Annotated in this window: 27 protein-coding genes; 11 read left to right on the top strand and 16 right to left on the bottom strand. The window is 55.8% G+C overall.

All coding sequences use genetic code 11. From position 1 onward, the window contains the following. Window positions 1-198: 198 nt before the first annotated feature. Both QZR14_RS19725 and QZR14_RS19720 read right to left on the bottom strand, forming a co-directional pair. Entirely contained in the window at window positions 199-540 is a 342-nt protein-coding gene (locus QZR14_RS19725; RefSeq protein ID WP_311997485.1) for a hypothetical protein, read from the bottom strand. An 86-nt stretch (window positions 541-626) separates the two neighbouring features. After that, window positions 627-1,271: an ATPase gene (locus QZR14_RS19720; protein ID WP_250604802.1), complete on the bottom strand. Its 645-nt coding sequence runs from the start codon at window positions 1,269-1,271 to the stop codon at window positions 627-629. Window positions 1,272-1,442: 171 nt separating this feature from the next. Here QZR14_RS19720 and QZR14_RS19715 point away from each other — a divergent pair, with 171 nt between their 5' ends. The 3 genes from QZR14_RS19715 (at window position 1,443) to QZR14_RS19705 (ending at window position 3,520) form a co-directional block, all read left to right on the top strand. Continuing rightward, window positions 1,443-1,691 carry a hypothetical protein gene (locus QZR14_RS19715; protein ID WP_250604800.1) on the top strand — a complete coding sequence of 83 codons (249 nt, stop codon included), beginning with the start codon at window positions 1,443-1,445 and terminating at the stop codon, window positions 1,689-1,691. A gap of 147 nt (window positions 1,692-1,838) precedes the next feature. Beyond that, the gene (locus tag QZR14_RS19710; protein WP_311997484.1) at window positions 1,839-2,996 is read left to right on the top strand and encodes a GGDEF domain-containing protein; all 1,158 of its coding nucleotides are present in this window, start codon (window positions 1,839-1,841) and stop codon (window positions 2,994-2,996) included. An 8-nt stretch (window positions 2,997-3,004) separates the two neighbouring features. Next, window positions 3,005-3,520 (top strand): PaaI family thioesterase, encoded by a 516-nt coding sequence (locus QZR14_RS19705; RefSeq protein WP_311997483.1) that lies wholly within the window; start codon window positions 3,005-3,007, stop codon window positions 3,518-3,520. Between the two features lie 269 nt (window positions 3,521-3,789). Here QZR14_RS19705 and QZR14_RS19700 read toward each other — a convergent pair whose 3' ends face one another. Continuing rightward, window positions 3,790-5,988 (bottom strand): OsmC domain/YcaO domain-containing protein, encoded by a 2,199-nt coding sequence (locus QZR14_RS19700; RefSeq protein WP_250604794.1) that lies wholly within the window; start codon window positions 5,986-5,988, stop codon window positions 3,790-3,792. A 221-nt stretch (window positions 5,989-6,209) separates the two neighbouring features. Between QZR14_RS19700 and QZR14_RS19695 the strand changes: the two genes are divergently transcribed. After that, window positions 6,210-8,822: a bifunctional diguanylate cyclase/phosphodiesterase gene (locus tag QZR14_RS19695; RefSeq protein WP_311997482.1), complete on the top strand. Its 2,613-nt coding sequence runs from the start codon at window positions 6,210-6,212 to the stop codon at window positions 8,820-8,822. A 44-nt stretch (window positions 8,823-8,866) separates the two neighbouring features. Here the strand turns inward: QZR14_RS19695 and QZR14_RS19690 are convergent, their stop codons facing one another. Both QZR14_RS19690 and ppk2 read right to left on the bottom strand, forming a co-directional pair. Next, window positions 8,867-9,082, bottom strand: a complete 216-nt coding sequence (locus tag QZR14_RS19690; RefSeq protein WP_311997481.1) for a hypothetical protein — start codon at window positions 9,080-9,082, stop codon at window positions 8,867-8,869. A 122-nt stretch (window positions 9,083-9,204) separates the two neighbouring features. Next, complete coding sequence (gene ppk2 / locus QZR14_RS19685; protein ID WP_250604788.1) at window positions 9,205-10,020, bottom strand: polyphosphate kinase 2; 816 nt, start codon at window positions 10,018-10,020, stop codon at window positions 9,205-9,207. A gap of 188 nt (window positions 10,021-10,208) precedes the next feature. Here ppk2 and QZR14_RS19680 point away from each other — a divergent pair, with 188 nt between their 5' ends. After that, on the top strand, window positions 10,209-12,335 hold the full coding sequence (locus tag QZR14_RS19680) for a TonB-dependent receptor family protein (protein WP_311997480.1): 2,127 nt from the start codon (window positions 10,209-10,211) through the stop codon (window positions 12,333-12,335). 236 nt (window positions 12,336-12,571) lie between these two features. Then, window positions 12,572-13,363 carry an enhanced serine sensitivity protein SseB gene (sseB, locus tag QZR14_RS19675; protein ID WP_311997479.1) on the top strand — a complete coding sequence of 264 codons (792 nt, stop codon included), beginning with the start codon at window positions 12,572-12,574 and terminating at the stop codon, window positions 13,361-13,363. 114 nt (window positions 13,364-13,477) lie between these two features. Here sseB and QZR14_RS19670 read toward each other — a convergent pair whose 3' ends face one another. Genes QZR14_RS19670 through QZR14_RS19660 form a run of 3 tightly spaced genes read right to left on the bottom strand, consistent with a single transcriptional unit; the run spans window position 13,478 to window position 15,779 of the window. Further along, window positions 13,478-14,455: a hypothetical protein gene (locus QZR14_RS19670; RefSeq protein ID WP_095126397.1), complete on the bottom strand. Its 978-nt coding sequence runs from the start codon at window positions 14,453-14,455 to the stop codon at window positions 13,478-13,480. Window positions 14,456-14,503: 48 nt separating this feature from the next. After that, on the bottom strand, window positions 14,504-15,373 hold the full coding sequence (locus QZR14_RS19665; protein WP_095049946.1) for a hypothetical protein: 870 nt from the start codon (window positions 15,371-15,373) through the stop codon (window positions 14,504-14,506). Further along, window positions 15,366-15,779, bottom strand: a complete 414-nt coding sequence (locus tag QZR14_RS19660; RefSeq protein WP_311997478.1) for a hypothetical protein — start codon at window positions 15,777-15,779, stop codon at window positions 15,366-15,368. The genes QZR14_RS19665 and QZR14_RS19660 overlap by 8 nt, the downstream gene beginning before the upstream one ends. Before the next feature lie 231 nt (window positions 15,780-16,010). Here QZR14_RS19660 and QZR14_RS19655 point away from each other — a divergent pair, with 231 nt between their 5' ends. Next, entirely contained in the window at window positions 16,011-16,577 is a 567-nt protein-coding gene (locus QZR14_RS19655) for a TetR/AcrR family transcriptional regulator (RefSeq protein WP_442967416.1), read from the top strand. Here the strand turns inward: QZR14_RS19655 and msrA are convergent. The 4 genes from msrA to QZR14_RS19635 form a co-directional block, all read right to left on the bottom strand. Continuing rightward, window positions 16,540-17,046 (bottom strand): peptide-methionine (S)-S-oxide reductase MsrA, encoded by a 507-nt coding sequence (msrA, locus tag QZR14_RS19650; RefSeq protein WP_311997477.1) that lies wholly within the window; start codon window positions 17,044-17,046, stop codon window positions 16,540-16,542. The genes QZR14_RS19655 and msrA overlap by 38 nt on opposite strands. An 85-nt stretch (window positions 17,047-17,131) precedes the next feature. Beyond that, the gene (locus QZR14_RS19645; protein WP_250604783.1) at window positions 17,132-17,422 is read right to left on the bottom strand and encodes a hypothetical protein; all 291 of its coding nucleotides are present in this window, start codon (window positions 17,420-17,422) and stop codon (window positions 17,132-17,134) included. 175 nt (window positions 17,423-17,597) lie between these two features. Continuing rightward, window positions 17,598-17,852, bottom strand: coding sequence for a hypothetical protein (locus QZR14_RS19640; protein ID WP_150692726.1), 255 nt, complete (start codon window positions 17,850-17,852; stop codon window positions 17,598-17,600). A 140-nt stretch (window positions 17,853-17,992) separates the two neighbouring features. After that, window positions 17,993-18,343: a hypothetical protein gene (locus QZR14_RS19635; RefSeq protein WP_311997476.1), complete on the bottom strand. Its 351-nt coding sequence runs from the start codon at window positions 18,341-18,343 to the stop codon at window positions 17,993-17,995. Between QZR14_RS19635 and QZR14_RS19630 the strand changes: the two genes are divergently transcribed. Both QZR14_RS19630 and QZR14_RS19625 read left to right on the top strand, forming a co-directional pair. Further along, complete coding sequence (locus QZR14_RS19630; RefSeq protein WP_311997489.1) at window positions 18,313-18,558, top strand: hypothetical protein; 246 nt, start codon at window positions 18,313-18,315, stop codon at window positions 18,556-18,558. The genes QZR14_RS19635 and QZR14_RS19630 overlap by 31 nt on opposite strands. Before the next feature lie 462 nt (window positions 18,559-19,020). After that, window positions 19,021-19,383, top strand: a complete 363-nt coding sequence (locus tag QZR14_RS19625) for a DUF6124 family protein (RefSeq protein ID WP_311997475.1) — start codon at window positions 19,021-19,023, stop codon at window positions 19,381-19,383. A 193-nt stretch (window positions 19,384-19,576) separates the two neighbouring features. Here QZR14_RS19625 and QZR14_RS19620 read toward each other — a convergent pair whose 3' ends face one another. The 3 genes from QZR14_RS19620 to QZR14_RS19610 all read right to left on the bottom strand — a co-directional run bounded on the left by QZR14_RS19620 (window position 19,577) and on the right by QZR14_RS19610 (window position 21,954). Then, window positions 19,577-20,104, bottom strand: coding sequence for a hypothetical protein (locus tag QZR14_RS19620; protein ID WP_311997474.1), 528 nt, complete (start codon window positions 20,102-20,104; stop codon window positions 19,577-19,579). 155 nt (window positions 20,105-20,259) lie between these two features. After that, window positions 20,260-20,898, bottom strand: coding sequence for a hypothetical protein (locus tag QZR14_RS19615; RefSeq protein ID WP_311997473.1), 639 nt, complete (start codon window positions 20,896-20,898; stop codon window positions 20,260-20,262). Window positions 20,899-21,150: 252 nt separating this feature from the next. Continuing rightward, window positions 21,151-21,954: a 2OG-Fe(II) oxygenase gene (locus tag QZR14_RS19610; protein ID WP_311997472.1), complete on the bottom strand. Its 804-nt coding sequence runs from the start codon at window positions 21,952-21,954 to the stop codon at window positions 21,151-21,153. 267 nt (window positions 21,955-22,221) lie between these two features. On the opposite strand from QZR14_RS19610, the gene QZR14_RS19605 reads away from it, so the two are divergent. After that, window positions 22,222-23,205, top strand: coding sequence for a helix-turn-helix transcriptional regulator (locus QZR14_RS19605; protein ID WP_311997471.1), 984 nt, complete (start codon window positions 22,222-22,224; stop codon window positions 23,203-23,205). 223 nt (window positions 23,206-23,428) lie between these two features. Then, window positions 23,429-24,625, top strand: coding sequence for an SEC-C metal-binding domain-containing protein (locus tag QZR14_RS19600; RefSeq protein WP_311997470.1), 1,197 nt, complete (start codon window positions 23,429-23,431; stop codon window positions 24,623-24,625). Between the two features lie 96 nt (window positions 24,626-24,721). Here the strand turns inward: QZR14_RS19600 and QZR14_RS19595 are convergent, their stop codons facing one another. Beyond that, window positions 24,722-25,303: a hypothetical protein gene (locus QZR14_RS19595; RefSeq protein WP_311997469.1), complete on the bottom strand. Its 582-nt coding sequence runs from the start codon at window positions 25,301-25,303 to the stop codon at window positions 24,722-24,724. Window positions 25,304-25,528 lie beyond the last annotated feature (225 nt).

Raw genomic sequence — 25,528 nt, 5'->3', positions numbered from 1 at the left:
GAAACCGCCAGCGGCAACACCCGAAGCAACGGATATTCACAAAAAACACCCCGAGCATGGTCGGCCCAAAGGCCGCCAAGCCCAAACAAACAAACAAACAAAAAAAAGCCCCGCAAACCGAATGAACGGCGCGAGGCAAGAAATTGGTTGGTTGCGGCCAACCAAAGGAGCTCAGTCAAATACGCACAACGGGCAAAATCAGATGCAATCCTGAGCCGCCCGCTCAAAACTCGAAGGCAAAAGATTCGAAGCCAACAAATGACGCTCGTAAATAAACACCTTGCCGCCACTGCCAGCCTTGTAAGCCTCCAGCACGTTGTCAGCCGAAACCTTGCTCGGCACCACAATCCGATAACTACGCTGAGTCTGCGAAACCGTCGGTTTCAACGCACTGCCCTGCAACTTCGGCACCACACAATCGGCGTATTGCGCAGGCGTCTTGCTGGTCTGCAACGTCAGGCTCGGATTGTTCGGCGCCGAAGCGCAACCAGCGAGCAGCAAAGAGGCAACGGCCAGAACAGGCAAAAATAAAAGACGCATCGGTGTCATCCTGAAAATAAAAGTTCGGTTCAACCGGCAACGGTTCAGCCTCACGGAGCCGCCGTCGCCACTTATGTTTTAAGCGTTCAGCTCGACGCCACCAGCGCCTTGAGCGACACATCGAATTGCTTCAACGCGTTGAGTTGCAAGTCACGCTGCTTGTCGATCTGCGCAGCGATGGCCGGTGCCGCCTGGTTATGCACCCAGACCGAAGGCAACTGCTTCTCGACCGCGCCTTCTGCCTTGCCGATGTACTGCAGGTCGGCGTCGTAGAAGCGTGCGGTAAAACGCGCTTCGACCAGACTGTTCTGCTGGGTCAGCAAGCGGTTGAAGGTGTCGAGCTTCACCACGACGTCCGGATGCGCCTGCACCAGGGCGTCAAGGTTGTCGTAAACGGTCACCGACAAGAACTGCTGTTGCAACGAACTCACCAGCCAGTCGATGGCCAGTTCCGGATCGGAACTGCTGACAAAGGCATCACGAATCCGCGAGTCGAGCGCATCTTTCGCGCCGTTGACCGCCATGTCGTGGTAACGCTCAAGGTATTGCAGGTTGTCCAGGGTGTTCTCGCTGAGCAACACACCCACGGTTTGCGAATGCTGCAACGTGGCGCTGCTGCCCGCGATGGCCTGGAAGTGACACGACCCGGCGTCGGCTGCGTAAGTCGGGGCTGTGAACAGTGCGCCGCCTGTCAGCAGGGCGACCAAAGCCAGTCGGGTCAGGGTGTTCATCGCGCAAATTCCTTGAGCTGCGTGTTCGATGGACGCGATTTTCCGCCGATTGCCGACAAAGCAGAACTTGCGTTTCGTGATGGTCACTATTACTTCTAGCAATAGTTGCGCGACGTGCAGACTGATACACACTCAACCACAACGAGAAAAACAGCCAATGAGGAGTTCGCCTTGAGAACGTTTGACCTGATCCGTGACGCCGTTCTGCCCGACTTCCGCGAGCGAGTGGCCGAATATCTGGTTCAGTATGAAAGCGTATTACTGGACAAAGGCATTACCGACCGACAGCTCATCAAAGACACCGCCAACCAGTTGCGCGGTTACCTGCGCGGGCTCAACACCACCCGCGTGCTGGGCATGGCTTACTGGGAAGAGCTGGATCGCCGAGTCGTCGACACCTGGCTCGCGCCCGAGCAATAACTGATCGGCACGGTGGTCAGGGTGGCGGCTAGCGACCGCGCCCTCCCCGCTGCCAATGGTCTGCGCGGCAACACGACCTCTGCGAAAAAGCCGCCCGAGCGCTTACAATCGCCGGTCAAACTGCCACTCAGACAGGCTCATCAAGAAATGCCGCTCGACCCACCTACGATGCTGACCCTTTCCATCGCCCTCGCAGCCGCTGCCGCGCTGTACCTGGCGATCGAATGGCGCAGCATTCGTGAGCCTTCGCTGCTGTTCTGGAGCGCCGGTTTTGCCACCATCACCGTCGGCTCCACCCTGGCCCTGCTGCGCATCAGCGGCTTTTTGCTGATCGGCATCTGGTTCGCCAACGGTCTGCTGGTGACCGCGCATTTCCTGTTTCTGCTCGGCGTGGCGCGCTTCACTCAGATCCGACTGTCGCCGGCCTGGTACCTGATCTTCGTCACCTGGCTGGTCTTGCTGCTGTTGCCGGAGGGGCCGCAGTGGTCGAAGGTCATGCTGGCGGCCAATTCGCTGCTGGTGGCCCTGTCGACCCTCAAGGCCAGCGCTCTGCTGCGCCCTCACGGCAAGTCGTTGAGCGTCGGCGCGGTGCAGCTGCGCTATGTTTTGCTCGGGCACGGGGCTTTTTACGTGGCCAAAGCCCTGACGGTGGTGATCCCCGGCACGCTGATTGATCTGGCGGCGTTTCGTGGCGAGATCATTCAGATTTCCCTGGTCGAGGGCGCGATGGCAATCATGTTGATCGCCCTGTCGATGACCGGTACTGAACGTTACCGCCGGGAAAAACAGATCGCCCGCCTCGCCGAGCGCGACCCGTTGACCGCCCTGTACAACCGCCGCGCCCTGGAAAAGCGCGCACCGCGCTTGTTCGAACAGGTTTCGCCGGAGCATCCCGGCGCCTTGCTGCTGATCGACATCGACAACTTCAAACTGGTCAACGACCAGTACGGCCACACTGCCGGCGATCGTTTGCTGATCGCGCTGAGCGAGATGATCCGCTCGGTACTGCCGCGCAATGCCCTGACCGCACGCCTGGGCGGTGACGAGTTTGTCATCCTGCTCAGCAGCACATCGAGTGAGCGCGTCATAGAACTGGGCAACGCGCTGCGCGAGCAGTTTCTGAGCATGACCTCCCAGACATTCCCCACCACCGCCGCCGTGACCCTGAGCATCGGCGCCAGCCTGTTCGATAATCCGCCCGCGCACCTGACGGCGCTGATCGAACAAGGCGACGCCGCCCTCTACGAATCGAAACGCAGCGGACGCAACCGCTTGCGCCTGACCGGACTCACCACTCCAGGATAATAAAAACCATGTCCAGCCTCGATATCCCTTTGCAAGACCTCGCCGCGCCCGAAGGCGTTTGCTATGGCTGCGGCGGCCGCAACCCGCACGGCCTGCACGTCAAAAGCCATTGGCACGAGGACGGCGTGCACGTGGTTGCCGAACACCTGCCGGACGCCAAATATTGTGGCTGGCCGGACCTGGTCTACGGCGGCCTGCTCGCGATGCTGGTCGACTGCCATTCCAACTGGACGGCCATGGCCTACCATTACCGCACCGAAAACCGCGAACCCAGCAGCCTGCCGCGCATCGACTGCGTCACTGGCAACCTCGGCATCAAATTCATCAAACCGACACCCATGGGTGTGACGCTGGTTTTACGGGCAAAGGTCGAGGGTGACGTCGGGCGCAAGACGCGGGTGATCTGTGAGGTGTATGCGGGGGATGTGCTGACGGCGGTGGGTGATTCGGTGTTTGTGCGAGTCGATACAGGGCAACTGGCGGATTCCGCGCACGGGCGAAAAAGCAAAAGCCCCTCACCCTAACCCTCTCCCAGAGGGAGAGGGGACTGACCGAGGCGCCTGGTTGAAATACGCCGACCTGAGATATCGAGCCGAACTCGGGTTTTGCAAAATCCTCACCTCAGCCCTCTCCTTGGGGAAAGGAGACTGACCGAGGCGTCTGGTTGAAATACGCCGACCTGAGATTTCGAACCGGTCTCTGGTCTTGAAAAGCCCAGAAATCGGCTCCCTCTCCCTGGGGAGAGGGTTGGGGTGAGGGGTGAATTCACCACCGAGCCCGATGTGAGCCTGGCTTAGACCTGTTTCACATTCGCCCGCGCCGTATGCAGCTTTTTATAGCTCTCAATCAAGCGCAAATGCCGATCCAGCCCTTCCAGTTTCATGCTGGTCGGCGTCAACCCGTAGAAGCGCACGCTGCCGTTGACCGAGCCAATCGCCGCGTCCATGCGCTCGTCGCCGAACATCCGGCGGAAGTTGGCTTCGTAGTCTTCCAGTTCCAGATCCTCGTCCAGTTCCATCTCCAGCACCACGTTGACCGCTTGATAGAACAAGCCGCGTTCGACGGTGTTGTCGTTGTATTGCAGGAAGGCTTCGACCAGGTCTTTGGCCTGTTCGTACTTCTGCAGGGCGAGGTAGATCAGCAGGCGCAGTTCCAGAATGGTCAACTTGCCCCACGGCGTGTTGTCGTCGAACTCGATGCCGATCAGCGTGGTGATGTCGGTGTAATCATCCTGCTCGCTGTTCTCCAGGCCTTGGGCGAGGTTGCGCAGGCCGACTTTGCTGAGGTTGTGCAGATTGAGGATGTCGGCGCGGAACTGCAGGGCTTTGTTGGTGTTGTCCCAGATCAGGTCTTCGACCGGGTAGATCTCCGAGTAGTCCGGCACGAGGATGCGGCAGGCCTTGGCGCCGATGTGCTCGTAGACCGCCATGTAGACTTCCTTGCCCATGTCTTCGAGGATGCCGAACAGCGTCGCGGCTTCTTCGGCGTTGGAGTTTTCGCCTTGGCCGGAGAAGTCCCACTCGACGAATTCAAAATCCGGTTTGGCACTGAAGAAGCGCCACGACACCACACCGCTGGAGTCGATGAAGTGCTCGACAAAGTTGTTCGGCTCGGTCACGGCCTGGCCGGAGAAGGTCGGCTGTGGCAAGTCGTTCAAGCCTTCGAAACTGCGGCCCTGCAGCAGTTCGGTGAGGCTGCGCTCCAGCGCCACTTCCAGGCTCGGGTGCGCGCCGAACGAGGCGAATACGCCGCCGGTGCGCGGGTTCATCAGGGTCACGCACATCACCGGGAACTCGCCGCCCAGCGACGCATCCTTGACCAGCACCGGGAAGCCCTGCTCTTCCAGGCCTTTGATGCCGGCGAGGATGCTCGGGTATTTCTCCAGTACTTCTTGCGGCACGTCCGGCAAGGCCATTTCGCCTTCGAGGATTTCGCGTTTGACCGCGCGTTCGAAGATCTCCGACAGGCACTGCACCTGCGCTTCGGCCAGGGTGTTACCGGCGCTCATGCCGTTGCTCAGGTAGAGGTTTTCGATCAGGTTGGACGGGAAGTACACCACTTCGTTGTCGGACTGGCGCACGAACGGCAGCGAGCAGATGCCGCGCTGGGTGTTGCCGGAGTTGGTGTCGAACAGGTTCGAGCCACGCAACTCGCCGTCACGGTTGTAAATCTTCAGGGTGTATTCGTCGAGAATTTCGCTCGGCAACTCGTCTTTTGGCCCAGGCTTGAACCACTTCTCGTCCGGGTAATGCACGAACTCGGCGTTGGCGATCTCTTCGCCCCAGAACTGGTCGTTGTAGAAGAAGTTGCAGTTCAGGCGCTCAATGAACTCGCCCAGCGCCGAGGCCAGTGCGCCCTCTTTGGTCGCGCCCTTGCCGTTGGTGAAACACATGGGCGAGTGCGCATCGCGGATGTGCAGCGACCAGACATTGGGGACGATGTTGCGCCACGAAGCGATTTCGATCTTCATCCCGAGGTCGGCGAGGATGCCCGACATGTTGGCGATGGTCTGCTCCAGCGGCAAGTCCTTGCCGGCGATGAACGTGCCGGCGTCTGAACTGGCTACCGGCATCAACAGGGCCTGGGCATCGGCGTCGAGGTTGTCGACTTCTTCGATGATGAATTCCGGGCCGGTCTGCACCACCTTCTTCACCGTACAGCGGTCGATGGAACGCAGGATGCCCAAGCGATCTTTCTCGGAGATGTCCGCCGGCAATTCGACCTGGATCTTGAAGATCTGGTTGTAGCGGTTTTCCGGGTCAACGATGTTGTTCTGCGACAGGCGAATGTTTTCCGTGGGGATGTTGCGCGTGTCGCAGTACAACTTCACAAAGTACGCCGCACACAACGCCGACGACGCCAGAAAGTAGTCGAACGGCCCCGGTGCCGAGCCATCGCCCTTGTAGCGAATGGGCTGATCGGCGATCACCGTGAAGTCGTCGAACTTGGCTTCAAGTCGAAGGTTGTCGAGAAAATTGACTTTGATTTCCATGCGGGATTACCAGAATACGGCTAAACGAATGGCGGCCATTATCCGGTTTTTGCGCGGGAAGTCTTGCCCTTTCGGGATTGGCCGCTGGCCGGCCATGCTGAAAATTGCGGCAGATTCGCTACACTTGGAACACATCCAGGCGATGTCATAGAACACCAATCTGAACATTGTGGCCGCCCCATTGTTCTAGATTCAGAAGACACCGGATCAAGGACGAGCACATGGCCGTTAATCTCGCTGCGATGCCAATTCCCACCCCACAACGCGCCGTGACACGCCGCCTGGCGATTGCCATCGCTGCGCTGTTTATCGCGGGGGTCGTCGCTGCGGTCAGCACCCTGCTCGGTATCGCAAATTCTCTAGACGCCAAGGATCTTCAGCAGAACCAGTTCTATTCCGCGCGCGCCGTAGAAAACCGCATCACCACGTCAAAAAACTACATCACCAGTTACGCCTACTGGACCAGCGCGTATGAAGCCTTGAGCGGGCCGGTCGATATCAACTGGGCCTACACCGAACAGAACATGGGCAAGACCCTGTTCATCAGCGACGGCTATGACGGCGTGTTTGTCCTTGATCGCAATCACACCAAATACGCGGTCATTCGCGGGGAAATGGTCGACTCCGACGTGTCCACAGTGCTGCAAGCGTCGGCCTCGGCGCTGGTCGAACAGGTACTGGCTCAGCCCGATCTCACAAAACCGGTCAGCCGCTATTCGCTGTTCGAAGGCTGGCCGGCACTGATCACTGCGGCGGCAATTATTCCCAACGATGAACGTCCGCTCGACGAACTGAAAAACACCTCGGTGCTGGTGTTCGTCGATAAGCTGACTCCGACCAAACTGCGCAAGATCGGCAGTGGCTATGGCCTGACAAACCTCACCCTGATGCCGGACCAGACCATCGAAACCGGTCAGCCCCGCGTGCCGCTCGACAGCACTGGCTACAGTCTGGTCGCCGACCTGCAGCGACCCGGCCAGCAACTGTTATGGTCGTTGGTGCCGCCGCTCGGCGCGACGTTCCTGGTGCTGATGCTGCTCACTGCTTACTTTTTCCGCCACGCGCTGCGCTCGTCGCAATACGTCGACAACAGCATTGACGCGATGCAGGCCTCGAATCTCGCGCTCGAAGCGGCCAACCACGCGCTTGAAGCCAGTGAAGAACGCTTTCGCGCCGTTGCCGAGGCGGCGTCGGACTGGATCTGGGAAGTCGATGGGCAACTGTCGCTGACCTATCTGTCGGCCCGTTTCAGCGAAGTCACCGGCTATCCGCAGGCCTTTTGGCTGGGTCAGAGCATCGGTGAGTTGCTGACGTGCGACACCACCCCGCTGGAACTGTGGTTGCGCAACCTCAGCGACGCAAACAGCGCCGGTGATTTGCGCTGCAATTACCGCGACCACTCCGGGCAGCCGCGTCATTGTCGGCTCTCCGCGCGGCCGATTTTCGCCAGGGACACCGTCGTCGGTTATCGCGGCACAGCCAGCGATATCACCGACGAGGTCGCCGCCCATGCGCAGATCCAGCACCTGTCAATGCACGACGCCCTGACCGGTTTGCCGAACCGCAACAAACTGGCGCGTTATCTGGAGGAAGTGCTGCTGTTGAAAGAACACGCGCCACCCCTGTCGCTACTGATGATCGATCTGGACAATTTCAAACCGATCAACGATTCCCTCGGCCATCCGGCCGGTGACGCGGTGCTGCAGGAAGTCGCCACACGCCTGCGCGAATGCACCCGCGAGCACGACATCGTTGCGCGTCTCGGGGGTGATGAATTCGTCGTGGTGCTCAATGGCATGGATAGCCACAACGAAATCGACAAATTCTGCACGCGGTTGATCGGCAGCCTGCATCAGCCGATTCTTTACGAACAGCATCCGCTGCACATCGGTGCCAGCGTCGGCATCGCGCTCAGCCGTCGCCACGGTTTCGTCGCCAGCGATCTGATCCGCTACGCCGATATCGCGCTGTATCAGGCCAAATCCGATGGCAAGAACACCTGGTGCTATTTCGAAGCGCACATGAGCGACCAGATCCAGACGCGCCGGCAGATGGAAGATGACCTGCGGCATGCGCTCAAGCACAACGAGTTCGTCCTGCACTACCAACCGCGCTACAAGGTCGATGGCAAACACATCGTTTCGGTCGAAGCGCTGGTGCGCTGGCAACATCCAGCCAAAGGCCTGCTGGGCCCGGACCTGTTCATTCCGTTGGCGGAGCAGACCGACCTGATCGTGCCGTTGGGGCGCTGGGTGTTGCGTGAAGCCTGCGAAACCGCGCTGGCCTGGCCGGAAGACATTCTGCTGTCGGTCAATCTGTCACCCGCGCAGTTTGCCCTCAGCGATGTGGTCGAGGACGTACGGGAGGTGCTCGTGCAAACGCGTTTCCCGGCCAGTCGCCTGGAACTGGAGATCACCGAGAACGTAATGCTCAACGACACCGACGGCGCGCTGACCACCATGAACGCCCTGAAGGAACTCGGTGTGCGCCTGAACATGGACGACTTCGGCACCGGTTATTCGTCGCTCGGTTACTTGCGCGCCTACCCGTTCGACGGGATCAAGATCGACAAGCGCTTTATCGCCTCGATCAGCAGCGGCGCCAATGATCGAGCGGTGGTGCAGGCAATCATCGGCCTGGGCAAGGCCATGGGCCTGACCGTGACCGCCGAAGGTGTCGAGACCGAAGAGCAGCTGGATATTCTCGGGGTGGATCAATGCAATGAAGTGCAGGGTTACTTCATGAGTCGGCCGATCGACAAAGCAGCATTTGCGCGGTTGCTGCGGGATTCCAGAGGCGAGCACCAGAAGTCGAAGAAAGGTCGTGTAACTTGAACGGCTACAGGGCGGATCGACCGCTGTAGCCGTTCGCCGCGTCTTTAACGTTGTGTCCGAACCGGGTCACCGGTAAACACATTGCCAGCATCACGCACCAGTTGCCGCCATTCGGCGCTGGTGATCAGCCCCTGCTTCTCCATTTCATCGGCTGCCTTGAGCAGTTCGTCGTACTGTTCTTCCGGGTCCAGACGCATCTGCGATTGCTTCGCCAGTTTCCGCCATGCCGCCAGTTTTTCTTGTTTGCGCTGATCGAACATCGGACATCTCTCGTTAAGGACTCTCCTGAATAGAAAGAAACGAGATCGCGGTGGTTCAGCGCAGACGACGGATGGACTGTTTGCTTTGGGTACGCCACTCCCACAGGGATTGGGGCAGTTTGTCAGAACTTCTCGGCCACGCGCCGGTATGGATAATCCGGATCCCGGTACTTGCCCGGTTTCTGCCGTTTGGGCAGCTCTATTTTCTCGCGCTTCACATCCTCATACGGAATACGGCTGAGCACATCGGTGATGATGTTCAGCCGCGCACGGCGCTTGTCGTTGGAGTCGGCCACCAGCCACGGCGCGTGTTCGGTATCGGAATGCTTGAACATTTCGTCCCGCGCCCGTGAGTAGTCGTACCAGCGGCTGTAGGATTTCAGGTCCATCGGTGTCAGTTTCCAGGTCTTGCGACCGTCGTTGATGCGCGCCTCGAGCCGGCGGGTCTGCTCTTCGGGGCTGACTTCCAGCCAATACTTGAGCAGGATCACCCCGGACTGGACGATCGCGTGTTCGACCCAGGGAATCGATTTGAGGAATTTATCCGCCTGCTCGTCGGTGCAGAAGCCCATCACCCGCTCGACGCCTGCGCGGTTGTACCAACTGCGGTCGAAGATCACCACTTCGCCCGCCGCCGGTAAATAAGGCAGATAACGCTGCACATGCATCTGGCTTTTCTCGCGATCGGTCGGCGCTGGCAATGCCACCACGCGAAAGACTCGCGGGCTGACGCGCTCGGTCAATGCCTTGATCGTGCCCCCCTTGCCTGCGCCGTCGCGGCCTTCGAAGACGATGCAGACCTTGACGCCCTTGGCGATCACCCATTCCTGCAACTTGACCAGCTCGACGTGCAGCTTGCGCAACTGCTCGAGATAATCCTTGTTTTTCAGCTTCGGACTTTCAGGCGCCGTGGCGGCCTTCTTTTTGCCTTTTGCCATGACCGAACCCTCTCCAATAAATGCAGAAACAGACTGTTGATTGACGGGGTGAACCAGACACGTGAGGTTAGCTCATGACGTGCTGTTTGCCATTGCCGGGCAAAAAGCCAAATTGCCATGTGTTTCGTTCGTCTTTTCCTGCGTCGCACTGTTCATTGCCCTGCCCTTGTCTGCCTGGAGTTTTCTCGATGCCCGCGTCCAAATCCCTGCCCGCCGCCCTCTTGGGCCTGGCCCTCGCCTGCCCGGCGCTGGCCGAGACTCAAGGTCTGGAACTGGGGCAAGTGTTGATTTCGGCCGACGCGCAAAGCACATCAGACGCGAGCGTCGAAGAAGCCAAAACACGCCTCGAACAGGTCCCCGGCGGCAGCAACGTGGTCGATATGCGCCAGCCGCTGCAGGGCCGCGTGGCGAGCAATCAGGATGTGCTGGCGTATCAGCCAGGGGTTTATGCGCAGTCGGCGGGCAACGAAGGCGTGAAGATTTCGGTGCGGGGCTCGGGCATCAACCGCGCGCCGGGCGCCCATGCTTCGGGGATTTATACGATGCTCGACGGCCTGCCGCTGACCGGCCCGGGCGGCACGCCGTATGAATTGCTCGAACCGCTGTGGGTCGATCACGTTGAAGTACTGCGCGGCGCCAACGGTTTTGATCGCGGCTCGCTGGCACTCGGCGGCGCCATTGATTACGTCAGCCACACCGGCTACACCGCGCCGAAACTGCAAGTGCGCTACGCCACCGGCAGCCACGGCTATCAGCAGCGTCAAGTCAGCTCCGGGCAAGTGCTGGGCGACTTCGATTACTACGTGTCGCTCACCGACTCGAACGCCGACGGCTATCAGGATCACACCGCCAGCGAGAGCAAAGGCGTGATCGCCAACTTCGGCTATCGCTTCAACCCGAACCTGGAAACCCGCTTCTATATCCGCTACCGCGAGACCGACAACGACCTCGCCGGCCGCGTGACCAAGCACTCCATCGAACACTCGCCTCGCGCGGCCAACCCGTCCTACGTGGCGCGCGATGACAGCCGCAAGCAACCGGGCAGCACTTTCATCGGCAACAAGACCACCTGGTACATCGACGACGATTCGAGCATCCAGACCGGCCTCGTCTATCACGATTACCCGATGGACCTGCGCGAAGGACCGAACCGTCTGAAGGTCGCCTACACCGACGTCAGCGGCACTTTCGACTACAAGCGCCGTGACACGATTTTCGGCATGGAAAGCCGCAGCAACGTCGGCCTGCGCGTGACCAAGCACCTGCCCAACGACGGCGCCAGCGAGTTTGTGCGCATCCCCACCGGCAACACCGCCAGCTACGCGCCCGGCACCCGTATGCGCAACTTCACCTATCAGGGTTCCGACACCGTTCTGCACTTCGGCAACGACCTGGAAATCGCCGACGACCTCTGGCTGACCACCGGTCTCGCCGCCATCTACACCCGTCGCGAAAGTGACGTGACCTACCCGCAAAGCGGCGGCAAAACCAGCATGAACGACTGGGACTACGCGCCACGCCTCGGCCTGCGCTACCAGATCAGCCCGGACCTGCAAGTGTTCGGCAATCTCAGCCGCTCGGTTGAAGCGCCGCACCCGTGGTCGCTGATCTACAGCTCCAACGTGCGCTTCCCGGCCGGCAATGGCGCGGCGACCGGAACGCAAAAAGATCCGATCAAACTGCAGAACCAGACCGCGACCACGCTGGAACTGGGTGGCCGTGGCGACAGCGCTGTCGGCGAGTGGAGTCTGGCGTGGTACTACGCGCAGGTGCGCCATGAATTGCTCTCGGTGTTGCCGGATGCCAATGCCGTCACCCCTTACGAACTCAACGCAAGCCCGACCGTGCATCAAGGTGTTGAGGCCAGCCTGAACAGCAAACTCTGGTCGGCGGCCGATGGCCGTCAGTTGAGTTTGCGTCAGGCGTATACCTTCAGTGATTTCCACTATCGCGATGATGATCGTTTCGGCGACAACCGCCTCCCCGGCCTGCCGATGCATTACTACCAGGGTGAGTTGCGTTACGACTGGCCGCAGGGGTTCTTTGCGGCGGTGAATACGCAACTGGTGTCCAAGGTGGCCGTGGATTATGCCAACAGCTACTACGCTGATCCTTATGCACTGTTCGGCGCGACACTGGGCTACAACGCGCCGAAGGGTGACTGGCAGGGTTGGGTGGATATGCGTAATTTGACCAACAAGCACTATGCGGCGACGGTTACACCGGGGTATGACGACAACGGGCTGGATGCCGCGCGGTCTACGCCGGGTGAAGGGATGGGGGTTTATGTCGGGGTGTCGTGGAGTTTGCTCTGATTCCTAACCCTGTGGGAGCCAGCCTGCTGGCGATGGCGGCGTATCTGTTGCGAAGAAGCTAACTGACCTACCGTCATCGCTTGCAGGCAAGCTCCCACAGTGATTTGCGCTGCACCCGAATTTTGTGATCTATATGCAAACCTGTGGCAACAGGTTTGCCCGCGTAGGCGTCAGCCGAACACGCGTCGATGTACCTGTTCTATGCCCTGTTTCAGAACGAGTCACGGATGAACACCATGGATACCCAACCAGAAAACCTGCTGGAAAAAAGCCTCAAACGGGCCGCCGACGAACCGGCACATCGCCCCGAGTTTTTCAACACACTGTTGAACTCGAACGTATACATCCTCGGTACTGCTGGTGAGGCCGACGGCCACGTCAATCTCCAAGCCGGCAGCAACATCAGCATCGCCCATTGGCAAAAACCGGACGGCACACCGGTCATCCCGTTTTTCTCGTCCCTGCAAACACTGCAACAGTCCATCGACAGCGAGCAGACCTACCTCGAAATACCCGCCCGATCGTTGTTCGAAATCACACTGGGCGCCCTGCTCTGCCTGAATCCGAAGTCGCCGTACGGCAAAGAGTTTTTCCCGCAAGAGGTGCAAAATTTGCTCGCCGATGCTGTTGGCCAGACCGCCACGGAACGCACGGTCGAGAAAGAAACCAACGTGCTGCTCGGCCAGCCTGCCGAATACCCGTCACAAATGGTCCACTCGCTCACCCAACTGCTCGCCAAACATTCCAATGTGAAGCGCGGATTTCTGGCATTGATGCATGACACCTCGGTGGACGAAAAACCGCACTTGATCGTGGGCATTGAGGCGGACGGCGATATTGAGCGGGTTATGCGTGAGGCGGGCAATGTTGCCGGGGATACCGCGCCACAGGGCGAGCCGGTTGATTTATGCCGGGTATCCCAAGGTGAAGCCGGCCTGAGTGATTACTTTCTCAGGGAAACCACGCCGTTCTATGAGCGCAAGTGGGGCAATAAACTGCGTTCTTTTCTGGGATTTGGCAGTGCCTGATCACGTTCGGTTTTAGCAGTGCAAGCCCGTGCGATCGGGCTTGCTTGTCATGGCGGTGTCATGAGAACTGAAGCAGCTTGGATGCACGGTTCTCAATCTTTAGTGGCTACCTCGTCAGATCGAAAGGATGTCCTCGAAGAAAGGTTCTGCCTGCTCCCACTTCCTACCGGATTTGATCATGTTCATGAAGTTTGATGTTTCCTGGATGGCTTTCTCGATATTGGCTTTGTTCATCTCGTAACCTCCATCGAACATGCAGTGCTGCGCACGGTTCTTATCATCGTACCGGTACATTTCCATCAATTTTCCGGTGCCTCCGACCCGTCGTGTGTGCCCGGCACTGTAACTGTCCTGAATCACATGGGCGATAGCGCCAGTCGCTAGCTCCTGCAGAGTCAACTGAAGCATGGCCGGGCTTGCCGGTTTTCCATTCTTGACTCGAAAGTGCAGCTTCATATCGTAAAGATCCAGAACTGTGCACCTCCCACCCGGCGAGGGGCATCCGACTTTTGCAAAGAACTCATTGTAAGGAGTGCTTCTTCGCAGAGTGTTGTAAGGCACTTCGCCGATTGCCACTCGGTAGGTGTACTCCAACCATCTGCGAAGTCGCTGCAAGGCTATGGTCTGGTCGGCATCACTTGGCAACATCGCGTGCAAGAACTGCAAATCTCCGTAGTGCGACCGGTTCATGATGGTGGTGCCTTTTTCCTCCAGAGCAATCTTGCGTCTGAACTCCAAGGCGTTCCGCCAGCCACCGTAATAAAACGCTTTGCGAAGCAGTTCTTCAGGATCGTCATTCCACTCCACGCCCCCCAGTAGAGGTGAAAGCCAAGTCTGCTCTTTTATCGTTGAACCGTAAGCCTTCAGATAAGCGATCCTGATGATGGCCTCGTGGATGGGCTGACCTTTGCCATCTCTCACATAGTTTTTGTCCTTTAGGCAGCGGTTCGCCAGATTGTTGGAGTAGAAGTAGATGTTGGACACGCTCGACAGAGGATCATAGGCCCCACCATCAAGGCTTTCCGGGCGAATCTCGAAGGCCCCCAGATTCGTACAGATCAGTAAAGCAACCGCAGTCACGATACTTCGCATAGAAGCTCCTTCCTCAATCGACTTGAGTCGAAAGCAAATCGTTAGCCGCTAAGGTTCCGCAATTGGGTTGGCGGCACCGGTCGAACGACTGCACATTGCAATCAGATCTTTTTTCTGTGCTGCGTCCGCAGTACTTTTGATCAGGTTCAGGCACTGCTCCAACACGGCATAACGCTGAAGTCCCTGCGTCAGGTTTTGAGCGGCGACTCCGGTGGAAAACATTTTCCCCAATTGATGCGAAACACCAGATGTCCCTTCGCTTTTTAGCCCTGAATCAAAGCTGCCGAACACCGACATCGCGTCACGCTTGCTGATGCTCAGTACTTGAGCGATCTCTTTTTTCGTTTCGCCCGCTTCGACTTCTTTCTTATTGATACCTTCGGTCACGCTGCCGACAGTTTCCTTCACTTGCGTTGGAGTGAGTACTTGCTTGGACTCAAGTTTGGTTTCTATGTCTGGGGGTAAAATTAGCAGCTCGGACAACTTTTTAGATAGCGGCTTTGAGTCAAGAGAAGTTTTATTGTCAATTAGTGTTTTGTGCTCGATGAGCTGGGTTCTCGCCGACTTCAGCAAACTCACCTGTTGTTCTTTTACGACAAGGTCTTTTGTCAGCTTCGCTACTGCCTGTTGTTGCTCCGGGGTTGCAGCAGCCCGTTCAGCTTGCGGTCCCTCGCCATACGTTGCATAAATTTCTTTTATTGGCGTAATAACACCTTCGGTCTCCTTCGACACAGCCAATGGGACATACGCGGCATCGATGTTCTTGAAGCCAAGGTTCATGCTAAAACCCGTTGATTCAGTCGTAGGCGCTGAAATATCAATGCCCAGTACTTGTTTAGAGGTATACACCAGAGGTGCTTGCTGCAACGGTGAACATCCACCGATCAGAAGAGTTGTGGTCAGAATGTATTTATTCATGGAAGGCTCCTTGGGCGGGATAGATGCACAGGGTATTGACATCGACCCCGGCGGATTCAAGAGTCGCTCTTAATGTGTTGGCAGCTTCGGCACTGGTATTGATGAAAACCGCTACGCATTTACTGGTGGGCAGGCTTAGGAAGGTCTCTCTGTTGTAGCCGATAGATAACCCGGTCGGGCCACTAATAATTCCGACACCGCGGCTTTCCAAGTAAAGAGTTTTTTGCGCCTGGGTCGAATCGATGGTGTAAATGGGTAACCCGTAATACTTTTGAACCAATATGCCCTCGTCATAAACATTAATAACGCTGCAGCCCGATAGCGTCGCCATTGCCAATAGGAGTGTGACGATCGCAATGAACCACCCTCTTCCTGGAGCGAACTTTGTGTTCCGACTATTGAGCATCGAGCATCCTTGCTTGGTGAAAGGTTACGGGGGCTCCACGCACTTCGCGTTGACCTAAAAACCAATATAGACGTGTTTTCTGAGACTGCTACCAGCACCGCATATTTCTTTATGCAATGTTGTATGTAATGCAATGAAAACTCTGCTACGGCGTCACTGATCAAAAATATGGCGCCATTATTTTGCAGAGGTGAGTTATCAGGGATTCAAAACTTGGAAACTAGTGAATAGTTGCAATTAATAACCTGTAATGAAAAGAGACTGCTTCGACCCGTTTTACCATCACACGAGTCGCAGCATCAGGACTTCTCCAACAAAGCGGCGATCCTTTTCCGCTTGCAGAGCGATGAGTGGCTGCACACCACGCAAATGTTGCAGCGGATTTTGCAGGATTTTGAGCAGCCGCCACTCGTACGCCTGCGCACCCTGGTGCAGGCATTCATTCGTTCAGAGTGCGACGAAGCGCAGATGCGCGGCGCACTGAACGACGCCGCCCCGCTCTACCGCAACGCCCCGGAGGCCCACGCAGTGCGCGCGGCCGGGCGGCAGTTTTTCGCGACATTCATGGAAGAGTTGCTGCCCGACGTCGGTGAGCAAATTCGCACGTCGGCGTGCGATCTGATCCTGACGACGCTCAGTTCGGTCGGCAAGGATTTTTCCGGCAGCCCGCGTACCGAGGAGGATATTTCGGTATGCGCCGGCGGGCTGGCGGATATGTTCAGCGCCTATGTGCTGGCGCTGAATGAGCGGCGTGCACCGCTCACACGCGCTTCGGCAGCTTCCAGTTCGGACGAATGAAATGGCAGGTGTAGCCATTCGGAATGCGCTCGAGGTAATCCTGATGCTCCGGCTCCGCTTCCCAGAACGGCCCCGCCGGTTCGATTTCGGTCACCACGCGGCCCGGCCATAGTTTCGACGCGTCGACATCGGCGGCGGTGTCCTCAGCGATGTCGCGTTGTTCTTCGCTGAGGTAATAAATTGCGGAACGATAGCTGCGTCCAAGGTCGTTGCCCTGACGGTTTGGCGTGCTCGGGTCGTGGATCTGGAAGAAAAACTCAAGGATCTGCCGATAGCTGATCACCGCGGGATCGAAGGTGATTTCAATGGCTTCGGCGTGGTCGCCATGGTTGCGATAGGTAGCGTTCGGCACATCACCGCCGGTGTAACCGACGCGGGTCTGCAACACACCGGGATAGCGCCGCAGCAGATCCTGCATGCCCCAGAAGCAGCCGCCGGCGAGGATGGCGGTTTCGGTTTGAGTGGTCATGGCGTGTCATTCCTCTTCGGGGTGTTGGGTATAGCGATGGTTATGAGGGCGGGTTGGCGGATTCCAAGGGGCTGAGCCAATAGAACTAGCGCGTCGAAAGCTGATTGGCTTGCTCAAGCAAAGGCCCGGTGATTCTGCGACCGTTGTAATCACTGACAAAGTAATTGATCCGGTTCGCCAGGTGCTGAATCGATAGCCAGCCCAAACCGTGGTAGTCGCGCATTTCCTCGGCGTTGAGCTTGATCATGGACTGGTACCCCACAAAAGACGCTTCACATTCAACGAGGATGTAGACAGAACCATCTGCGAGCTTGAAAAGTCGCCAGTAGCTGTCGTTGGTGTGATATTCCGCGGGAGTGAGTCGAACCAGTTCCATGATTGAATTCCGTGGGTTTTCTTTTGGTTTCGAGACCATAACATGGCTGCAAAGCCACGGTTTTAGATGAGACGCTTCTGGCCGGTTGCCGACGTTGACGACATTCATTTCAATTCAAAAACGCCAATCACGGGTACTGACGAGACAAAAGTTATGAGAACAGCACATTCACCTGCTAGACGCCATTAGACGCGAGCTCCAGCATCCTGGTGAATTGAGCAATCGCCAGATGAATCTCATCCTGAGTATCGCCATCCCAATCCTCCACCGTCGACAACTCAGCCCTCAGCGCGTCAATTCGACCGCGTATTTCAGCAACCTCTTCGTCCCCACACTGCTGCGCAATTGCCGTCCACTTTTCATCCGAAATACGCTGCTGCACGGAAAGGCCCACACTCGCTTGCGCGATCATTGCTGACAATTTGCTCATCAAATATCCCTCCTCTATTCCTTGCAGACAATCGGCCCTATGCCCTCACCGGAAATAGGCATGATGTCATTGGCCGGGCTGAGGCACAGCGCTTTATTACTGAACAGACGCCCAAATCAGCGGGTTAAACGAGACCGGATCTATGCCGAAACACAGTCCGGGGATACCTCAACGTAACTCGACTCCCCGCCACCCTCGCCCCCCGACAACCAACCCCACACAAACCGCAACGTCGTCCGCCCCGCCTCATCAACCCCCACCACGCCCCGCGACCAACCCGCGCGAATCTCGCCATCCGTGGTGATGCACTGATAAAGCAGCTCGATACTATCCGGCCCGGTCACCCGCCCAACCTGGTTGCCCATGCGAATATGCCCACCCGCATAAGTCCCCCAAACCGCCTCGCCTTCGACGAAGTAGTGAAACACCGTGCGCGCATCGAGAGCAGAACGGGTTGCGCGTGTACTTCGAACAGGATTGGCGCTATGCATTGCTGTCGCTGTCCATGTATCTGGGCCTGGGGCTGATCGTCAATGTCACGTTGTTTCAGGCATCGCCGGTGGCGCTTTGGTGGTTGCTGGATGTGATCATGATTGTGTTGCCGATTGGCGCGTTTGTGGCTCGGTCGCGTAAAGCGTATGCGGGGATTACCCTAATCTACGTGCCCATCAATGTCATCGACATGCTGATTTCGCTGGCGAATTAACTCCCACCTGTAGCGAGAGGACTTGCCCCCGATGGATCGCGAAACGGTTCCCGCTCCTCCAGTCCACAAAGACATCGCAAAAACAGCTCTAACTGCCCTGTTGAAGCAATTCCTGGACTTTGTTTAAAGACACTCAAAGTTACGCCATCCCAACCTACAACGCCTTGCGCCGTTGCCTACGACTACGCCAGAATCCGCCGGCTTGTGCGCCTTGGATGCAGGTTCTATTGTGGGTCGGTCACTGAATAGCAGTGATCGGGTTTGGTAGCCCGACTTTCCCAGGCGCATTGCGCACCTTTCGCAGAGATCGCTTTTTTGATCTCCGCTTTATGGTGGCCATGCGTAGGGCGTCCTCGGACGCGCCGGGCTCCTGGGCCGGTCTACCAACCTGTGCATGGCCGCCACCCCTCGTTTGGTAGCGAAGTGTGATGGCTCCTTAATCGTTTCCCAGGAGTTTCATCTATGTTCAAAATTACGCCGAATCCGCCAGAAATCGATCCGATCTCGGGCGACGAATCCCCAGACGCAAAGAAATTCAACGAAGCCGTCGACCGCGCCCTCTCCCATTACCTCGGCGCCGCCCCGAAAATCATGCTCACCCCGTACCAAACCAACACGATGTTTATCGCCAATCCAAAAACCAAAACTGAAGAATTGCTGGTGAACGCCAGTGAATCACTCGGCTCCGCCTCTGTAATGCTGGGCGATGTGATCGGACTGGTTCACGGACCGGCACGCAAGACACTGCAAGGCATTGCGCAGGTGGTGATGCTTGGGGAGTTGGCGGTGAATCGGGCGCTGGATAACGTGGTGCCTACGGAGTAACAAAAATCCCTCCATGACGGTTGGGATGCCGTCATGGACGGTAGACCAGACATACGTCCCAAGACTGAAAATAATTCCGCCCCTTTTTTGGCCAGAAACTGCCGTTCGCGCACCTCAGCGCTGATCCCATGGCCCTAACGTTTGACATGAGAGGCGGCTGGCTTGCCGGACGCCCCTCCTTTCGATGGAAGGGCTAGGCGTACTTCGCCGCCGTCTTCAGGAACTTGCCAAACGCAAAGAGAGCCATGTCAACTTTCCTCTGTTCCATACCACCGAAGGCTTTGAAGAAAGGGATGTACTCTTGTTGGTAGGTCTCGTACTTTCGCTTGCTTGTTCTTGGAATCTCTTCAATTTTCCCCGTCTTCATATAGCGCATGGCTCTGAAGACATGTTGATCAAAAATTGGCCACTCGCGTGGCGATAAGCAATGGAGGTAGAAAATATTCCAGATCGCGCTGCCGCTTTGCTTGTGATTGAGGTAGCGCGTTACCGGATCGTCGTTGAAGGATGTGGTGTAGTTCTCTGCAATGCTTAGAAGCTTCCGTCCCGCGATTTTTTCGATTCCATTTTTCCATTCGAAGAGTTGCCGCAATGACTCCTCGGTCAACGGACTTCCAATGTTATCCGTGTACTTTTCATCGCTTTTATATTTGTACTTTGACGACCAGTGATCCAAAAAGCGAGGCAAGTCTTGAAACTGGATTTGAAAGGAAAGATGCATTTCTGTCACCTCAAAAGCGCCGAACGATTAATCTAACGGACAGACAAATGCGCAGCATTTTGCTGTCCCACGAGTGAGTGAGCAACGGCTGAGCGCATTGTTAGGTGATCATTCGCCAAAAGCTGTAGAGCGGACGCCATAACGCCACTACGTGACTATGCCACCAGACCCGCCTTCAGAAACAGCAGACAGAGTTTGGTCGGGAGAATGGCACCGCCATCAAGGCCGCCATTGTTCATTCCCAGACCGGCGTTCACAAATGCAAGCAGAAGAGACTCATCCATTTTGACTGCATCTTCGATTTTCGCCCTAGAAAATTGGCCAACTTTGTCAATGTCAAAGGACGGGATTCGCTCCAGAGCGAATAGGATGCGGCTAAGCTCTTCAAACGAAATTTCTTCTCTGGCATAAGCCGCAAAACATTTTGCTGCCAATTCAGGCTTTTTTGCGCTCTCCATTCTTTCCAGAATTTCGATTATTGTCTCACCTACTCTTCCCGCGAATTTGTCGTTTTCTCCAAGCTTGCGAAGCATTTCATTTCGCTTGTCTTCTGAAATCTCAGAAAGCTCGCTGAGAAAACGAAGAAGCTTGCCGCCGAAAACGTGATCCCTGATAGATAGTGTCGCGCTGAAGATACCGGCTATGGTGCTAACAACCGGGATTGATTTCGCAGCCTCAGAGGCAAGCAAGGCATCTATTCCGAGCTCGACATATTCCTTTGCTGCATCTCCCATTGCGCCGGATCGTATTACCTTCGCGAGCTCTGAACCACGCGGTGAGTCTTTCTTGTCCATGAGTCCCCCCCCCTATTTTCACGTGAAAATTACCAGGATGCTTATCCGCAATGCTCGGCTCGCTTGGACTCGATCGAGGAGCAGCAGGAGCACGTGAGCGAAGGCTCTTGGGGCGTCGACGGTGTATGCGGCTAACTGTACCGCCTTAATATTGCGAACGCCAAATGTCCGCCTTTGGCCAAAATCTGAACCAGCACCATCTGCTCACCACCCAGTCCAAAAAACGGCTGCTTCCCTGATTACGCAGCCTCTTCACCCCTTCTTCTTAATCAATTTATTCAAGTAATACCTCAAACTCCACCGATCCTTCGGCCGCGGCTTATAACGCGTTTTATTCCTCTGCCCCGGCTCCCCGCCCACCCCGCTCGCCGTGTAGTAATAAAGCGCAATCGACCGCCGAGTGATGTGTTCCGGCGTAGTCAACGGCTCCGGATGCCCATGGTTGCTGTCCTTATCCGTATTGAAAATCACACACCGGTTATAAATCGGCAGCACCTTCTTCAGGCACTTCTTCATCCCCACATCCCAAAGCTCCAGGTTGCCGCCATACGCCTCCTGCCAGTCCTCGGTGAGGTAAATAATCACGTTCAGCCGCCGCTCAACATTGAGCTTCTTGTTCAGCCGAAAATCCGAATGCACGCCGAGGAAGCCGCCGGTTTTGGTTTCGTGCAGGCCGCCGCCGGTGAAATAGGGATCAGGAATCAGCCCTTGAATGCCGGTGAGTTTTTCGAGGAATTGCAGCATCGGTGCGGAGTTGAAGGTGTTGAAGACGTTCTTCAGGTACGGGCTGCAGGCGTTGGGGCTGATCTGGCGTTTGAGTTGGCCTTTGTAGCCGCGCTCGTAGATCTGTTCGTTGTTGGTCGGTTCGACCGGGAAGTGTTCGCGGATGCTGGCGATGACGTCGGCTTGCAGGAAATTGTCGATGACGATGTGCGGGAATGGTGTGGCTTGGGTGTATTCGTGGGTCAGCGATTCGCCGAAAGCGCTGGCGGCGTTTTGGTCGAAGTCGAGTTCTGGGGACAGGGTGATGGGAAGTGTTTGTGTGTTGGCTTGCATTGCCGCTCCAATTAACTTGAATGCTTTCAGGTCATGTCAAACAGGGCCAAGCGCTGGAGGCGTCGCCGCTATTTGCTTGCTGAGTAAAGATGCGAGCAGGTTGCCATGTCGGCAATGGGCTGCCGAGTGTCCTTTGCTTAAACGTGGCGCGGCGGTGTTACGGCATGTTTCCGACCGTCACAAACCCGTCATATTTCCTCTGCTAACCTCCTCGGCGCCCTACCCTTCACCCCTGTCCTAGAGCCCCCAACCGAAGGTGCCGCCAAGGTGTTTCCGACTCCTGTTCGCCAGCAAATCATCCTGCGCTCCGACAATCTCCGTTCGGACGACTTCGGTGCACTGTTTTCGAAGCTGTTTGGTAATCGCTATGCGGACAATCCGCCGCTGCCGTCGAACATCATGATTGGCGGGGTCTACGGTCGGCACGATGGCGTGAGTTTTCGGCGGATGCATTATCACGGTGATTTCACCGTGGCTTTCCCCGATCCACAGGATGAGATCACGTTCGTCATTCCCACTGCCGGCAAGATCGTTTTCAACCATGCCACCGAGTCTATCGGGGTGTCGCACGTTGGGCTGGCGATTGATAAGGCGGATATCCGTTCGATGCGTTTTCTGGATGATCACGCGCATCACGGCATGTCGATCAATCGTCTTCAGCTCACCGAGCGGCTATCGGCGCTATTGGATAAACCGATTCTGCAGAAGATCGTTTTTGAGCCGAGTGTGGATCTGGAGACGGCAGCGTTTCAGGGGATCAAGGCGTTGATCGATCTAGCCACAGGCACTGAGTTTGATCTGCTGATCAACAGCGGGACGCTGATGCCGTCGCGGTTGCGCGAGATGTTGATTGATGCGGTGTTGGAGGCGTGGCCGCATAATTTTTCCGAGGTATTGCGGCGGCCGACGGCGATGGTTGCGCCACGGCATGTGAAGTTGGCGGTGGAGTTTATTCAGGCGCATCCGGAGCAGTTGGTCAGTGGTGTGGATCTGGCGCGGTTGAGCCATGTCAGTCAGCGCGCATTGCAGGAGGGGTTTCGGCGGTTTGTCGGGATGTCGATTGTGGCGTATCAGCGGCAGGTGCGGCTGGAGCGGGCTTATGAGGTTTTGAAGCAGCGGGGTTTGGAGTCGGTGACGGAGGTGGCGTTAAGGTTTGGCTTTAGCAATGTGGGGCGGTTTTGTCTGTATTTTCAGAGGGCTTATGGGGTGAGTCCTGGGGAGTTGAGAAGTAGTTTTCGCCCCCAGTGCTGAACAATTCGCGATGCTCTCGCGAGGGCTTTCGATCTTTTTAACGGCGCAGCGGCCTCATATCGCTGCCTTTCCAACCTGGCGCACGTTACTGGACATCGACAAACGCCAAAAGGCTCAAGGCTGCCATTAGCCCCCCTATTGCAATGATGGCAAAATGACTACACTTGAGCGACACTCATCGAGACGTCTCGACCGGGACCCTCGCGGCATACAAGGAGATATTATGCAACGGACTTACCTATCAGATACTAATTCTGACTATAAATGCCTTGAGGATTACTTATCTAACGGTGAATTCGGCAAGTTGCCGGATAAACAATCCCATACCTTGCAGCATGATAGTTTAAACAATGCGGCGATTTTAGAGTTTGTCAGACAAGGGAATCCTGAGTTCGTATCTCTAGACTCCAACAACGAAGTACTGAACGGCATTAACGATCTTCTCGATGCTCACGTATTGCCAACTCGCTACGACGCACCGACTAGCTTCCACTTACTCGATTCTTTGGTTGCAACGCTTAGAAGCACTGTTGAACGATTAAACATCGATACCAAAAACTTTCCACTTCATGCAACTGTACCAACAGGAATGATCAACGCAATGGTCGTTGATCTACCCTGCTCCTCAAAACCCTTCCTGCTTTTTGACTCGCAACTATTCACCTTTTGCAACTTAATCGCAAAAATATATGCACAATGCCTCTTCCCCGCTGCGGGCACAAACTTTGTTAGCACAGACACAATAAAACAAACGATCGCTAACGATCCGGGCATTGCCCTACGATTGACTGGATTACTGGATGCCCTTGTAAGAAATGGAAGACCCGGCACATCAAAACCTTTCCCTGTCGATCCTAGGTCTGTAAGGCTGGCACATGATCTCTGCAGGGGTATGGAGCTTTTCATAGTCGCCCATGAATTTGGCCACGTGTATGCCGGCCATCTTGATACCCCGAACTCTAAATTTCACATGTCTGAGGCAAGCTCCGAGATATCAAGTTCACATAGAAAAGAATATGAAGCCGACTACGCAGCCTTGATTTTTACTACCCATGCCTTAGAACACGAAGAATGGGATTTCTGGCAGATTAATTCTTCTATTAAGCTATTCTTCTCGACTCTCGACCTGATCAACCGCTATGCCGATTACATTACCAATGGGCCAAATAGAAAATTTACGAGTAAAGAAAGTGAAACTCACCCTTCTAATGAAAATAGAAAAAGATCCATCGACATCGCGATAGGCGAACTTGAAATACCAGCTGTGCAACGGAACCTGGCCAGCCACCACGGGATTTTAATTGAGGAGGCTACGCAGTTGCTCTGGGCCTCCATTACAAGAGACAAGGGCGCACTGGGGAGAAATGATCCCTGCTCATGTGGTTCTGGATTGAAATATAAAAAGTGTTGTTCAGCGTAAACAATCACTGAAAAAAATAGACCTTTGCGGAGGTCTATTTTGATGTAGGCGACGAGCTATTCAATATTGGCTCGACACTGCTGAAGCCTTAGTCAATTATGGCTTCAAATCCTTGAGATATTTATACAACCCAACACCCCGCTTAAAGAATTTCCACTTCAAGCGGTCATCCTGGCGCAAAGATAAAGCGGCGAACAATCCCTTCGGATTCTTCAGATTCTCCCGCCTGACTCCTGATATAGCACTACAGGAAAACTCAAGTTGTTCCCGAATGCTTTTGTAAGCGATATCGACAGTTGATTCTTCAATGGGTAATTGAATGGAAAAATATTTGCCATTGAACTCTGTAAAAAGCAAAAGCATCGGAAGATCTTGAGTATTCTCCAACTCAAAGAGTTCAATAATTTCGCGATTTTCCTCGGGTTCAATCCATATGGGCACCATCATACTCATAGACCCCCCAGGAAATTTGGGGCAACTATGCTCGCCCTGCGCAGGACGAATTGAAAAAACAGCAAAATCCTCTCCAGTGATTTTATTGAATGCCTTCCAACGATCTTCATCACGCAAGACTTTTATGAGGTTAGGATGCTCATCCCCGTATAAAACAACACCAAACATTTGAGCGACGTCATTGTTTGATTTGTATTCGTGCACGAGCGTCTTGAATCTACTCATATCGCGTCCATTAACGTTGAAATAATCTTCCGTATCGACGCCTTGAAATATCGCGCAATTCAAGGGTCACAATTGTTCAACAACCTCTTTTTCGGCACTGAACGGAGCCATGATAGCCGCATTCAGTGGCTACTCGCCACTACTGGTCGATGGCCTCGGACTCAATAAAACAATGCAAAGCACTAGCACACGGCATCGCTGCACTATGTCGGAAATAATCCTCCC

Source organism: Pseudomonas sp. rhizo66 (assembly GCF_031931925.1).
Classification (GTDB): Bacteria; Pseudomonadota; Gammaproteobacteria; order Pseudomonadales; family Pseudomonadaceae; genus Aquipseudomonas.
This window is presented reverse-complemented; position numbering and strand designations above follow the sequence as displayed.